12 protein-coding genes are annotated in these 14,249 nt (G+C 46.3%); 7 read left to right on the top strand and 5 right to left on the bottom strand.

What is annotated here, in order from left to right:
* Nucleotides 1-181: 181 nt before the first annotated feature.
* From HYN51_RS01995 to rpsO, 5 genes are all read right to left on the bottom strand, one after another.
* The gene (locus tag HYN51_RS01995) at nucleotides 182-2,107 is read right to left on the bottom strand and encodes a DEAD/DEAH family ATP-dependent RNA helicase (RefSeq protein WP_108901307.1); all 1,926 of its coding nucleotides are present in this window, start codon (nucleotides 2,105-2,107) and stop codon (nucleotides 182-184) included.
* Nucleotides 2,100-2,171: a protein YrbN gene (yrbN, locus tag HYN51_RS16765; RefSeq protein ID WP_407656544.1), complete on the bottom strand. Its 72-nt coding sequence runs from the start codon at nucleotides 2,169-2,171 to the stop codon at nucleotides 2,100-2,102. The genes HYN51_RS01995 and yrbN overlap by 8 nt, the downstream gene beginning before the upstream one ends.
* 107 nt (nucleotides 2,172-2,278) lie before the next feature.
* Entirely contained in the window at nucleotides 2,279-3,166 is an 888-nt protein-coding gene (nlpI, locus tag HYN51_RS01985; protein WP_108901306.1) for a lipoprotein NlpI, read from the bottom strand.
* A gap of 151 nt (nucleotides 3,167-3,317) precedes the next feature.
* Nucleotides 3,318-5,438 (bottom strand): polyribonucleotide nucleotidyltransferase, encoded by a 2,121-nt coding sequence (gene pnp / locus HYN51_RS01980; RefSeq protein ID WP_108901305.1) that lies wholly within the window; start codon nucleotides 5,436-5,438, stop codon nucleotides 3,318-3,320.
* A 276-nt stretch (nucleotides 5,439-5,714) separates the two neighbouring features.
* Nucleotides 5,715-5,984, bottom strand: coding sequence for a 30S ribosomal protein S15 (rpsO, locus tag HYN51_RS01975; protein ID WP_108901304.1), 270 nt, complete (start codon nucleotides 5,982-5,984; stop codon nucleotides 5,715-5,717).
* A 426-nt stretch (nucleotides 5,985-6,410) separates the two neighbouring features.
* On the opposite strand from rpsO, the gene HYN51_RS01970 reads away from it, so the two are divergent.
* Genes HYN51_RS01970 through HYN51_RS01940 form a run of 7 tightly spaced genes read left to right on the top strand, consistent with a single transcriptional unit; the run spans nucleotide 6,411 to nucleotide 14,051 of the window.
* Entirely contained in the window at nucleotides 6,411-7,220 is an 810-nt protein-coding gene (locus HYN51_RS01970; protein WP_230514005.1) for a BPSS1780 family membrane protein, read from the top strand.
* 40 nt (nucleotides 7,221-7,260) lie between these two features.
* Nucleotides 7,261-7,956 carry an RDD family protein gene (locus HYN51_RS01965; RefSeq protein ID WP_108901303.1) on the top strand — a complete coding sequence of 232 codons (696 nt, stop codon included), beginning with the start codon at nucleotides 7,261-7,263 and terminating at the stop codon, nucleotides 7,954-7,956.
* Entirely contained in the window at nucleotides 7,953-8,951 is a 999-nt protein-coding gene (locus HYN51_RS01960) for a stage II sporulation protein M (RefSeq protein WP_108901302.1), read from the top strand. The genes HYN51_RS01965 and HYN51_RS01960 overlap by 4 nt, the downstream gene beginning before the upstream one ends.
* The gene (locus HYN51_RS01955; RefSeq protein WP_108901301.1) at nucleotides 8,941-10,467 is read left to right on the top strand and encodes a DUF4129 domain-containing protein; all 1,527 of its coding nucleotides are present in this window, start codon (nucleotides 8,941-8,943) and stop codon (nucleotides 10,465-10,467) included. Before HYN51_RS01960 ends, HYN51_RS01955 begins: the two co-directional genes overlap by 11 nt.
* A 2-nt stretch (nucleotides 10,468-10,469) precedes the next feature.
* Nucleotides 10,470-11,741 (top strand): DUF4350 domain-containing protein, encoded by a 1,272-nt coding sequence (locus HYN51_RS01950; protein WP_108901300.1) that lies wholly within the window; start codon nucleotides 10,470-10,472, stop codon nucleotides 11,739-11,741.
* Nucleotides 11,731-12,750 carry an AAA family ATPase gene (locus HYN51_RS01945; protein ID WP_108901299.1) on the top strand — a complete coding sequence of 340 codons (1,020 nt, stop codon included), beginning with the start codon at nucleotides 11,731-11,733 and terminating at the stop codon, nucleotides 12,748-12,750. Before HYN51_RS01950 ends, HYN51_RS01945 begins: the two co-directional genes overlap by 11 nt.
* Nucleotides 12,747-14,051: a DUF58 domain-containing protein gene (locus HYN51_RS01940; RefSeq protein ID WP_108901298.1), complete on the top strand. Its 1,305-nt coding sequence runs from the start codon at nucleotides 12,747-12,749 to the stop codon at nucleotides 14,049-14,051. The genes HYN51_RS01945 and HYN51_RS01940 overlap by 4 nt, the downstream gene beginning before the upstream one ends.
* The last annotated feature ends 198 nt before the right edge of the window (nucleotides 14,052-14,249 follow it).

Genomic DNA, 14,249 nt, shown 5'->3' with positions numbered 1-14,249 from the left:
ATTATATGCAGGCTTCAGTTTAATATCAGATTAAACCCATCAATAATGGCAATAGGTGAATACTCCTATTTATATAATAGCATAATAAAAAAAAGCACCAGATGAGAGTCATCACTGGTGCTTTTTATGTAATTTTTAATGAATAAAGGCTTACAAACCTTTACCCATAGACCATTACATCTTATTCATTACTAGAATATGAACGGCGACGTGGGGCGCTATTGCCACCTTCACGGTTACCGTTACCAGCCTCACGGCGTGGACCTCGGGATTGACCATCACGACCACGACCCGCGCCACCATTGCCAGAAGAACGACGTTCACCATTAAAAGGACGACGCTCACCACCACCAGCAGGGGCACCATCACGGTGACCACCGCCACCACGGCGAGGCTCACTGGCAGGTGCATCACCCATCAGTTGCATATTTAATGGTTTATTCAGTACACGCGTTTTGGTGAAGTGCTGTAACAGCTCTCCAGGCATCCCTTTTGGCAACTCGATCGTTGAATGAGTGGCGTACAATTTGATGTTACCGATGTAACGGCTGCTGATATCTCCCTCATTGGCGATAGCACCAACGATATGGCGAACTTCAACACCATCATCACGACCCACTTCAATGCGATACATCTCCATTTCGCCAACGTCACGACGTTCGCGGCGTGGTGGTGCCTCGCGGCTGTTACTGTTGCTGTTATCGCGTTCACGACGACCAAAACGATCGTTGCTACCACGATCGTCACGATCGCGCATTTCACGGCGAGGACGACGATCGGCTGGCGCATCCGGTGGCAGAATCAATGGACGTTCACCCTGAGCCATCTTCAGCAGTGCAGCTGCCAGTGTTTCAATGTCCTGCTCTTCCGTCGGCTGTAATTTAGCCAACAGCGCACGATATTGATCCAAATCGCTGCTTTCCAGTTGCTGGCTAACGCGAGTAGCAAACTTCTCTAAACGGCGCTTGCTTAACAGCTCACCTGAAGGCAAATCAACTTCAGGAATAGTAATTTTCATAGTACGTTCAATATTGCGTAGTAAGCGACGCTCACGGTTCTCAACGAACAGTAATGCACGGCCTGCACGCCCCGCACGGCCAGTACGACCAATACGGTGAACATAAGACTCTGAATCCATTGGGATGTCATAGTTTACAACTAGGCTGATACGTTCGACGTCTAAACCACGTGCAGCAACATCAGTAGCAATCAGAATATCCAGGCGACCATTCTTCAGACGCTCCAGAGTTTGCTCACGCAGAGCCTGATTCATATCGCCGTTTAACGCGGCGCTGTTATAGCCGCTGCGCTCTAATGCTTCAGCAACTTCCAACGTAGCATTTTTGGTGCGAACAAAGATAATCGCCGCGTCAAAATCTTCAGATTCCAGAAAACGAACCAGCGCTTCGTTTTTACGCATACCAAATACCGTCCAGTAACTCTGGCTGATAGCGGGCGTATTCACGACGCTGGATTGAATGCGAACTTCCTGCGGATCTTTCATGAAACGACGGGTAATACGACGAATTGCTTCCGGCATGGTAGCAGAGAACAGTGCGGTCTGATGTTCAGCCGGGATCTGCGCCATGATGGTTTCAACGTCTTCAATAAAGCCCATGCGTAACATTTCATCAGCTTCATCCAGCACTAAACCTTTCAGTTTAGATAAATCTAATGTACCGCGTTTCAGGTGATCTAACAGACGACCTGGGGTGCCTACTACAATTTGTGGACCCTGACGTAAAGCACGCAGTTGAACGTCATAGCGCTGACCACCGTACAGGGCAACTACGCGAACACCCGACATATTTTTAGCGTATTCAGTACAGGCTTCCGCCACCTGAACAGCTAATTCACGGGTTGGTGCCAATACCAGAACCTGTGGGCAGGCCATATCGGCTTGAATATTGTTAAGAAACGGCAATGCAAACGCCGCCGTTTTACCGCTACCGGTTTGCGCCATGCCTAATACATCGCGACCTTCCAGCAGGTGTGGAATACAAGCAGACTGAATCGGGGATGGTTTTTCATATCCCATATCGGTCAATGCTTTTAATAAAGGTGCTGATAAGCCTAAATCAGCAAAAGAGGTTTCTATCTCAGACATGTACACGTGCCTCACTAAAAATGGCGGCCAGTCTACATACCTTATTGAGAAAATACTCAGTCATTTTCATTTAAAAGTGTGAACCAGCTCAAATTAGATTAAAAAACGAACAGAAAAACCGCCCTCGTTTGCCATCAAGACACGCAAGGCCAATTTTACTTAATCGTCAGTCTATTTTTTATCCGATTCTGATAGGTCGTCTTGCTCTAGCCCGAACAAGGCTAATTCCAACAGTGCATAGCGGTGCTCAACAAAGTTATGTACATTATTGGCAACCGTCAGTTTGAACAACGCCACGGCGGTGTTCTTGTCCCCCAGACTCAGGTAGTGTTTACCTAAATAGAAGTCAGTTTCACTGAGATGCTCAGCGAGCGAAGTGTTATCCGTTGCTTCTGCCTGTAAGCGGCTAACCAGCGTTTTTTCGCTGATGTTACCCAGGTAGAACTCCACAATATTCCAGCCCCACTCACCTCGTTCAGCCTTAGCATAATGCTCTTCAAGAGCCTTTTTTGCTTTGCCTGAATCAATCTCTTTTTCAGCTAAATATAGCCACAGAGACCGGAAAGGATCGTTAGGGTCGTCATGATAAAACGCCAGCAGATCATCCTGCGCTAAAATGTAGCGACCGCCATAATACAAGGCAATCCCTCGGTTTAAACGCGCGTAGTTATAAGTTGGATCAAGCTCTAATACAGAATCAAACGCATCATAAGCAGCATCAAAGTTGCCGCCCTGCGTCAGATATATTCCTAAGTAATTGAATGCCTCTGGAATATCAGGACGAATCATTAACGCTTGCGAAAAGTCATTACGTGCTAATGCCCGCAGTCCAAGACTGTCGAACAATACGCCACGCTCATACAATAGCTGCGCTCTTTCATCACCTGATAAGACTTGGCTCGCAAGGATCTGTTCCATGCGTGCCAACATCACTTCCTGTTGCAGCGTTGGCTGCAATGGAATTGCCAAAACGCCATATTTACGCCCTTCAAGGCTACTACAGCCTGTCAACAGAATGACTGCTGCCACAATGTAGCACCAGCGCAAAATAGGCTTCATTTCAACTCCCGGAGACAAACATGGGATAGGTATCCTACCATCCACTTGCTTTTACACAAGAACTCCCTGTCCCAGTCATACACATGGTGACTTGTCATTATACAACAACAAGACACCGTGTAATTAATTACAGTAATAATAAATATTACCGTTATTGCTCTTCAGATGCGGCAGGAGCTTCTTGACTCGGCGCGGTCGCTTCTTTAATACTTAAGCGAATACGGCCTTGACGATCAACTTCCATCACTTTCACCTGAACTTCCTGACCCATTTGCAGGTAATCTGATACTTTCTCTACACGCTTATCTGCGATTTGAGAAATATGCACCAGACCTTCTTTACCGCCAACGATAGAAACGAAAGCACCAAAGTCAACAATACGAGTAACCTTACCGGAATAAACACGATTGACTTCAACGTCAGCAGTGATCTCTTCGATGCGGCGAATAGCATGTTTAGCTTTATCACCGTCAACGGCTGCAATCTTCACTGTACCGTCATCTTCGATTTCGATAGTCGTACCAGTTTCTTCAGTCAGAGCACGGATTACCGCACCACCTTTACCGATGACATCCTTAATTTTCTCAGGATTAATCTTGATGGTGTGAATACGTGGAGCAAACTCAGAAATATCACCACGTGGAGCAGAAATAGCCTGTTCCATCACGCCAAGAATGTGCAGACGTGCACCTTTAGCCTGATTCAGAGCCGCTTTCATGATCTCACGGGTAATACCTTCAATTTTGATATCCATCTGCAGTGCAGAGATACCTTCGCGGCTACCGGCTACTTTAAAGTCCATGTCACCTAGGTGATCTTCGTCACCAAGGATATCTGACAGAACAACAAAGTTTTCATCATCTTTCACCAGACCCATTGCGATACCCGCAACGGCAGCTTTAATTGGCACACCTGCATCCATCAGTGCTAATGAAGCACCACAAACAGAAGCCATAGAAGATGAACCGTTAGATTCAGTAATTTCTGATACCACACGAACAGTATATGGGAATTCAGTCTGGTCAGGCATCACGGCTAATACGCCGCGCTTCGCTAGGCGACCGTGACCAATCTCACGACGCTTAGGTGAACCAACCATACCGGTTTCGCCTACAGAGTACGGAGGGAAGTTATAATGGAACAGGAAGCTGTCGGTACGCTCACCGGTTAACTCATCAATGTTTTGAGCATCACGGGCTGTACCCAGCGTTGCCACAACCAGAGCCTGAGTTTCACCACGAGTAAACAGTGCTGAACCATGGGTGCGTGGTAATACGCCAGTGCGTACATCCAGACCACGAATCATATCTTTTTCACGGCCATCGATACGCGGCTCACCGCGCAATACGCGACTACGAACTACGTTCTTCTCGATGCTGCTCAACATATCGCCAATTTCGCTTTGGTTTAAGCCAGCATCTTGCGCTAACAGGGCAGCAACTACGTCAGCTTTAATCACGTCGATTTGAGCATAACGTTCTTGCTTATCAGTAATACGATACGCATCACCTAAACGGGCAGAGGCTAATGCTTCAACCTGAGCATACAGCGCCTGATTAGTCTCAGGTGCTTGCCATACCCACTTGGCTTTACCAGCTTCTGCCGCCAGCGAATTAATATTGTCAATCACAACCTGTTGTTGTTCATGACCAAACATTACTGCGCCCAGCATTTGCTCTTCGCTCAGTAATGCCGCTTCAGACTCAACCATCAGTACTGCACTTTGGGTACCTGCAACCACCAGATCCAGACGGCTCTCTTTCAGCTCGTCAGTGGTTGGGTTCAAAACATATTGATCGTTAATAAAACCAACACGTGCAGCACCAATAGGGCCATTGAATGGAATACCTGACAGCACTAATGCTGCAGAAGTACCAATCATTGCCACGATATCCGGGCTAACCTGTGGATTTACAGAAACTACGGTCGCAATAACCTGAACTTCATTCAGGAAACCTTCTGGGAACAGAGGGCGAATCGGACGGTCAATCAGACGAGCAATCAGTGTTTCGCCTTCGCTAGGACGGCCTTCACGACGGAAAAAACCACCAGGGATACGACCAGCAGCGTAGGTACGCTCTTGATAGTTAACGGTTAATGGGAAGAACGATTGACCTTCTTTTGCTTTCTTTGCGCCCACAACGGTAACGAATACTGCGGTGTCATCAACGTTTACCATTACAGCGGCCGTTGCCTGACGAGCCATCATACCGGTTTCTAACGTCACGGTATGTTGACCATACTTAAATTTACGAACAATCGGATTTAGCAAGCTATTTTCCTTTATTTTCATACGAGTCCATCAAGCATTTGCTTCAAAGGACTAACTTTTACTTTCTTCTAACTGCATCCTCGCGACTAATGAAAGTCCTGACTTAACAAAGCATTAGTCATGAAAAACAACCGCTACCCCATCAATACTTTCATTAGCCGCGCGAACCTCTGCACCAGAAGGCCCAAAAACTAGTGTTCTATAATACTGCTATTTATTGTCTAATCCTAGAAGAAAGGGGCCACATTTGGCCCCTTTCTCCTGAAACTCATCGACTTAGCGACGCAGACCCAAACTTGCAATCAGTTGAGTATAACGTGAGCTGTCTTTACGCTTCAGATAATCCAGCAACTTACGACGCTGAGAAACCATACGCAGCAGACCACGACGGCTGTGGTGATCTTTTTTGTGCTCGGAGAAATGGCCTTGCAGGTGGTTAATTTGTGCAGTCAGCAGGGCTACCTGAACTTCTGGTGAACCACTGTCGTTTGCGCCACGACCATAATCAGCAACAATTTTAGCTTTCGCTTCAACACTTAGAGACATTATAGAACTCCAACTCTTAGATATATAGATAAAACAGGCGCCGATCTCTAATTCAGCCACCCAATGCATAAGCCGACATATACTACTCTCCACACTAGCATATAGCAAGCTAGTGAACGGGTCTTAGATAAAAAATTCTTCAGCGCACACCAATAACCGTCAACTATAACAATTACTAACAATTCGCATCACCACTTAACTATTAACTGACTAATAAATTTTATGTAAAAGAGTGGGAAATTATGCCAAAAAACACAAATCTTCTTTTCATAAAAACGTTGGGCGAGTATGATTGCCACTCCTCAAACCCTCGCTGTATTTGATTTTCTGGGCATTGAGGGGCCTTGGCTAAAATAATTTTTTGAATATATGGATTTGGTCAATACTTTATAGACCATAAACTCCCTAAGGAAAGAGAAACATACTATGACTCAACAAGACCATAACCCTTATACACCACCAGAATCTAGCGTAGACGACGTAGCGGTAGTATTGGGTAAAACTAGTGAATCCTTTATCCCTGGAGGTCAGGCTGTTCCTGCCGGTGAAGGGGTAAATTGGATTACTCAAGCTTGGAACTTCATGAAACCTAAATTAGGTATGTGGGTGGTTCTGGGTATCGTACTGTTTGTAATCCTGATGATTATTAGTCTCATCCCATTCCTGAACATTTTAACTGCTGTTATCATGCCAATTTTCGTTGGTGGCATTATTGCTATCTGTGAAAAGCAGCGTATTACAGGTGAAGTTGACCTTGGCTTATTGTTCTCTGGTTTCCAAAAGAATCTAGGTTCATTGCTGGGCGTTGGTGCCATCATGTTCGGTATTATGATTCTGGCTATTATTGTGATGTTCGTTGTTGGCGGTAGCGCTATGCTAGCAATGTCAATGGGTTCACAAGCTGGTGGCGATCCATCAATGGCAATGGCTGGTGCAAGCGGCGGTATGGTATTCTTGGCCTTCCTGTTAATGATGGTTATCTATCTGGTGGGTTACGCATTAACTTGGTTTGCTCCTGCATTAATCGTTGTTCACAACTTGCCTTTAGGTCAGGCTGTCTCTATGAGCCTGTCAGCAGTAAAAAAGAACATTATTCCTGGCCTGCTGTTCTTCTTGGTAATGGGTATTATCCTGTTCGTTTCAGCCTTGCCTTTTGGTTTAGGTCTGTTAATCACCCTACCTATGTTCCTTGCAACTTACTACACGACTTACCGTAGTCTGTTTATTTCCAAGTAATTTTCAGAGATAAAGCCGGGCCTCTGCCCGGCTTTAATAGATGATGCTTGATACAGTTCGTGACATCACTACGCCGGAGCTGATTGAAATCCGATTGCACCCTGCCGGATTTTTGCCCCGTGGCTTCGCTTTTTTTATTGATACCATCTTACGCTGGCTATTAATGTTGCTTATCGCAATACCATCCATATTTATTGGTGATTTAGGTATTGGGCTATTTCTGATTTCAATTTTTCTTATCGAGTGGTTTTACCCGGTCTTTTTCGAAGTGGTATTTCAGGGAAAAACACCCGGTAAGCACCTTGTTGGTTTAAAAGTACTTAATGACAATGGAACGCCAATTAGTTTAAGTGCTTCTATCATTCGTAATTTTCTACGTTTTGCAGATTTTTTCCCGCTTTTCTATCTATTTGGTCTGATCTCCATGCTGACCAACAAAGAATTTCGTCGTTTAGGGGATATCGCAGCGGGTACCATCGTGGTTTATACCGAGCCTGCCGCCAGACGTTTTAGTGTGCCTGAAGCCATACCCGTTCCTCCTGATTTTCCGCTGTCGCGCGATACGCAAAAAACTATTGTCTCTTTTGCTGAACGCTCAGTTGGCTTGACTAAACCAAGGCAAGAAGAGCTAGCAGCATTGTTGCCACAATTATCACAAACAATGCACCCACAAGAACCTCAGGGTGCGGCACGCCTTATCAGCATTGCTAACTTTTTGATAGGACGTAAATCATGAAGCAGGAACGCTTCGAGGCATTACATCAAGCAGAGTGGGAAGCCTTTGAAAACTGGTTAGGTCACCATCTAAGAATTATAAAAAATCAGGATGAAACCGTATCACAGCAGCCTTTTGCCAACCATGAGATGCCACAACGTTACCGAAACCTTTGCCAACATTTGGCTATCGCCCGCGATCGCGGTTATAGCCTGTTGCTGGTTGAGCGGTTACACAATTTGGTTCAGTCAGGGCATGACATCTTATATCGAGCCAATAGCGGTATAAGTGGCCGAATGCTGAACTATATTGCGGGGGGATTTGCCGCCGACCTACGCGCTAATCTTCGCTGGGTGTTGCTCTCTACACTTCTGATTATTGGACCGTGGATGATCATGATGGTCGTGATCCGTCTCTGGCCTGATTTTATCTACGTGGTTATTGCGCCTGATGATATTCATCAAATGGATGAAATGTACAACGGCGATGATGCCTTTAACTATGGTGCCAGCATCTTGCGTGATTCCGGTTCTAACTGGAAGATGTTTGGTTTCTACATTTACAACAATATCAGCATTGCTTTCAGGGCTTTTGCCGGTGGCCTGCTGGCAGGTCTAGGCACGGTTTATACGCTGATATTCAATGGCATCCACTTGGGGGCTATCGAAGCCCGACTGATCAATATTGGCGCTGGACGCAACTTTTATTCATTTGTTCTTGGTCATACGGCATTTGAAATCGGCGGGATAATTATTTCTGGTGCCGCCGGATTAAAGCTGGGTTGGAGTTTAATTATGCCAGGCCGACTAAGTCGTCCTGATTCATTAAAAACGACGGCGAGTTCAGTACTGGGGCTGATTTGCGGCAGTGGTATTATGCTACTGATTGCCGCCATGATTGAAGCATTCTGGTCACCTCATAACTTCCCTTTACCGATAAAAATTGCTGTAGGCATTTTTACGCTACTTCTGCTTCTTGGCTATTTTATTTTTACAGGACGCCGCCATGCAGCTTGATCGTTTAGCCATTGTGCTACGCACCAGACCAGCCAACGAGGCCATTGATTTAGGCACGCGAATGGCAATGCACTGGTTCAAGCCTCTTTATATTGCGTGGTTATGCTTTTCTTTACCCGTGATAGGCGTATTGTTTGGGCTGGCCTATTGGGCAGACCTTAGTTATACCGGTACCTATCTGCTGATTTGGTGGATAAAACCGATGCTTGATCGTATGGCACTGTTTGTTATCAGCAGGGCGGTATTTGGCTCCGCACCAACGTTACGTCAAAGCATGAAGGCAATTCCAACATTATTATTTAAAACCCGACTAATCCGGGCATTGACTTGGGCGCGTTTCTCACCCTATCGTTCACTGACATTACCCGTTGATGTTCTCGAAGGTATTAAAGGCCCCAGCGCTAGAATAAGACGTAAAGCGATTTCAAACTACATTGGCATCAATGCTGCCGTCTTAACGCTGTTTGGCTTTGTCGTCGAAAAAGTTTTTCCTTTCTGTGCTCTTGCCTTCATCGCTATGATATCTATTGATAGCAATAGTTATACTGATGAGTTACTGAGCGATCTGTGGCGAAACAATTTTAGTTACCACTCACTCACGGCGTTGGGATTCTATATCTTCGGTATCTTACTGTGGGAACCCATCTATGTGGCAGCAGGCTTCTCCCTTTATTTAAAGAGACGCAGTGATATCGAAGCCTGGGATATTGAGTTGGAATTCCGCAAAATAGAAAAGAAAAGCCGCATTACTTCATCAACCCTATTTAGTGTTCTGTTTCTTGTGCTAACCATGGGTATATCTGGCTACGCTTCCCATAGCTATGCCAGCCAAAATAATTCCGTCATCAGGCAAGAGGCGCTTGCCAATGCACCTGAAAAATTACAGCAAATACTGCAGCAGCCTGAATATGGCAGCAAACAGATCAGAAAGCAGTTGAAGCTTATGAAAGAAACTCAAGGGAAGCCTGATGAGAAAGTTCAATACTCACCTAACCCAATTTCAACTAACCCTAACAATACCTTACTCGCACTGACAGGCGCTGGCCAGTGGATGCTTTGGGGCATACTGGCTCTGGTGGTAATGGCTATTGCCTACTTTATTATTATTCGATTACCCGATATTCGAGGGCAGAAAGGTCAAAAACTGGCCCCTCCGGCACAAATCGCCGGGTTGGATATACAACCTGAATCGCTGCCGGATAATATTGCCGAAGTCGCTCTATCGATGATTCACTCGGGCGATTTACGTTCTGCCCTCAGCCTACTATTTCGCGGCTCACTATCGGTCCTTGCCCACCGAGATCGGGTGATGTTTCGGTCGTCGGATACCGAGCAGGACTGTATCCGTTTAGTAAAACGAGCTGAGCTTAACAGCGTGGGTTTCTTTATCAACCTCACTCAGCTTTGGCTGGCACAGGCTTACGCACACCGCTCCCCTGATACAACAAAGCTAGAACAACTTTGCCGGGAATGGCCAACTCACTATGATCATCAATCTCAGTGGGAGGCCCGTTAATCATGTCAGTGAATAATGTGAAAAAGAGCAGCAGCCCGTGGCCGATTTTGGCGATTATATTTGCTGTCATCGCCGGGCTGGCAGTTTATTTCTATCAGCAGCTTGAATGGGAAGAACGAGAAGTGACTACATCTCCCAGTTGGAAAGTTATTGCGAATAATTACTACACTGCGGAACAACTGCTTAATAAATCTGGCTATCAGGTAAAAACCTTAAGTGATGCACTGTCGCTGAATAAGTTACCGGCAAAATCAACATTAGTACTACTAAATCCAGACGGCCTACTTAAAGAACCGACTCAAAAAAATAAACTGATGGACTGGGTCAGTAAAGGTGGGCATCTGATTATTTCCCCCCTTGATGATAAAAATAGCGTCGACCTACAGGAATTGTTTGATATTTATCTGAAAGATGAATGTGATGACGATGATAAGTGTGAAACCCCAAAAGCACCCGTTAAGCTAGTCACGGTTAAAGTACCTGAAAAAGAAAAAGAAAAAGAAAAAGAGAATGATACACCCGTCAAAAAACGAGCTGGTGTACCCATTGTCTTTGAAAAAGACAATATGGTGGCTGATATCGCTGACACGCCTCGCTTTTACGTAGACTCGAAAACCACAGAAAACGTTCCGGAATCACCGAAAAGCGAATGGGATATTATCAGCCGGTTTCAGTTTGAACAGGGGTGGGTGACGGTTGTGCCACTCAATCTGTTCGGCAATGACAATATTAAGCAATATGACCATGCCAAACTCTGGTTACATGTTGCCACCTTACCAGACAGAAATGACACCCTCTACCTGGTTCGTTATGCCACTTTGCCCAATTTATTAAGCTGGCTGGTTGAACATGCGCTTTACACATTGTTGGCATTTGGACTTTGCATCTTATTGGTGCTATGGCGCTACATCCCTCGTTTTGGCGCGCTTATTCCTACACCACCACCTGCTCGTCCCAGCCTTACCGAACATTTAAAAGCTGTAGCTGACTTCCATCTGCATAATTACGACTATGAACGGCTGGTCGCACCGCTCAGGGAAGAGGTTTTACGCTTGTTGCAACCGTTACGCATTCAGTACACTGGCAGCCGTAGCGACACCCAACTTATTGAACATATAACTCATTATGACATCGGGCTTATTAATCAAGCGATGGAAGGGGAGGTTCAGTACCTGAACCAATTTACCCAATCGGCCCAAACCCTGTGCCTGCTGATCGACCGATTAAACTCACTGCAAAGCAGTTCGAGTAGGAGACTAAACTATGGAATTTAACTCAACGGATAGCTACTTTTCACCAGCCGCTCAGGTACCCACTATCCCGACGACCCCTCAGGATGCAACAGATATTATTCTGCGTATTCAGGAACAGATCCGCAAAGTATTTATTGGCCAGGAACAGGTTGTAGAACAAATCCTTTGCGCACTACTGGCGGGCGGTCATGTGCTACTTGAAGGTGTTCCGGGGCTAGGAAAAACTTTACTGGCTAAAGCGCTGGCTCAGGCCTGTAGTTGTCATTCATCACGTATTCAGTTTACTCCAGACTTAATGCCAGCCGACGTTACCGGTCATATGTTTTATGATATGAAAGCATCTGAATTTGTGGTGCGTCGTGGGCCGGTATTTACCAACCTGATGCTGGCGGATGAAATCAACCGTGCTCCGGCAAAAACTCAGGCAGCGCTGCTGGAAGTTATGCAAGAAGGTCAGGTAACCATTGAAGGAGAAACCGCTCAACTTTCACCGCCTTTCTTAGTTATTGCTACTCAGAACCCGATTGAGCAAGACGGTACCTATGCACTGCCAGAAGCTCAGTTGGATAGATTTTTACTTCACGTGATGTTTGACTACCCTACCGAGCAGGAAGAACTGGCATTAGTTGCCGCCAGCACCTTTGAACGCGTAGGCGATCGTCTGGATGTTGATAAAATCGAAGCGGTTGCCAGCCCGGAAATGATTGTTGCTTTACAAAAAATTACCGCCGGCATTCGAGTTGATGACAGCGTGTTGAATTACGCATTAAGTATTGTCAGAACGACACGTAACTGGCCAGGTATCATCACTGGAGCTGGCCCGCGCGGCGGTATTGCGCTGATTCGCTCCGCCCGCGCCAGTGCCATATTGGCCGGTCGTGACTTTGTTACTCCTGACGATGTGAAGCAGCAGGCAATACCGACATTACGTCACCGTATCGCACTTTCACCTGATGCAGAAATTGAAGGGCTGACAGAAGAGCACATTCTCAACCGTTTGCTAGACCAAATTGAGGCTCCTCGCAGATGATTCTGCCTTCTAACCGGCTACTGGTACTTGGAGGTCTTTGGTTCTGTGGGTCTATTCCCACAACCATCGTACCTTCGCTGTTTCCTGTCTGGCTGATAGGCGGTGCAGCACTCCTGCTGCTGGTTACTCTGGATGCTATCGGTTTATATCGGCAACCCTTACCTGTTATTGAACGCGAAGTTGCCGGCAGTCTACCGCAAACCATCTGGCGTAATGTGACGTTATATGTCACCTCTCAGGTATCTGTTCGGCAAAAAATTCAATTGAAAGACAGCCCGCCGGAAAAGTGTGAATACGACGATCGAACCATTCACCTGACACTTGCTCCTCTACTCGTTTCTCAGGTTGTTTACCGAATCAAACCATTAATGCGGGGTGATTTATGGTTTGGTCGTGTTCATTTGCGTCTATTTTCACCCTTGCAATTATGGCAACGTCAGGCATTAGTGGGTTCGACACAAAAAGTCAGTGTTTTTCCAAACTTTGCACCCATCACTCAAATGGCACTGCAAACCACCATTACTCAGGCTGGTATGGGATTTCATAAATTCCGTAAACGCGGTCAGGGTATGGAGTTTGAACAATTGCGTGAGTATCGTAGTGGTGATGCCATGCGGCAAATAGACTGGAAGGCCACCACCCGCCTGAGAAAAATGATCTCTCGGGAATATCAGGATGAACGCAATCAACGCATTATTATGATGCTGGACTGCGGACGCCGTATGGGTGCCAGCGAAGGTGAGTTGATGCATTTTGACCACGCGTTAAATGCCGTGTTGCTGCTCTCGTATGTTGGGTTGCGTTATGGTGATTCCGTTGGTTTGATCACGCTAGGTGGTCCAGAGCGTTATTTGCCACCGGTTCGCTCAGTTAATGCCATTAACCGAGTACTGCATGAGGTGTACGATCTGCAACCTACTCTATCCAGTAGCGATTTCGAAGTTGCAGCCCAGTCACTGATTACCCGAGAGCGTAAGCGCTCACTGGTCGTGTTGTTTACCAACTTAAGAGATGAAGATGAACAAAGCCTGCTGGCTGCGGTAAAACTGTTAAGTAAGCGCCATCTGGTATTGGTTGCCAGCCTGCGTGAAACCGAGCTGGATAATGCGGCGTCGATGCCGATTAATAATCAACAGGATGCCGCGCTGCGCGCTGCGGCAGCGAGTTATCAGTCTAAGCGTCAGGCGGTATTAACGCGATTGCGTAGCGCGGGTGTACTTTGTCTGGACGTTCAGCCGCAGCAGTTGGCGGTTGAGAGTGTGAATCGGTATCTGGCGATTAAGGCGGCGGGACAATTATAGTGGGAATTATGTGGTTAATGGTTCCACTTTAAATTAGTTTCTGAGAATATTCCGTCCGTAAAATCCATGTACTCATATCACCAAAGTGCTCGGCCGGAAGACCATCGGTACTTAGCATCGGAGAGCTTCAGGCCTAGCCCGCCTAGGGGCGCTTCGTTGGCTTACGCCAAGTCGACCCCAACGGCGGTCTCTCCCTCA

The organism is Limnobaculum parvum, assembly GCF_003096015.2.
In the GTDB taxonomy this organism is placed as follows: Bacteria; Pseudomonadota; Gammaproteobacteria; order Enterobacterales; family Enterobacteriaceae; genus Limnobaculum; species Limnobaculum parvum.
This window is presented reverse-complemented; position numbering and strand designations above follow the sequence as displayed.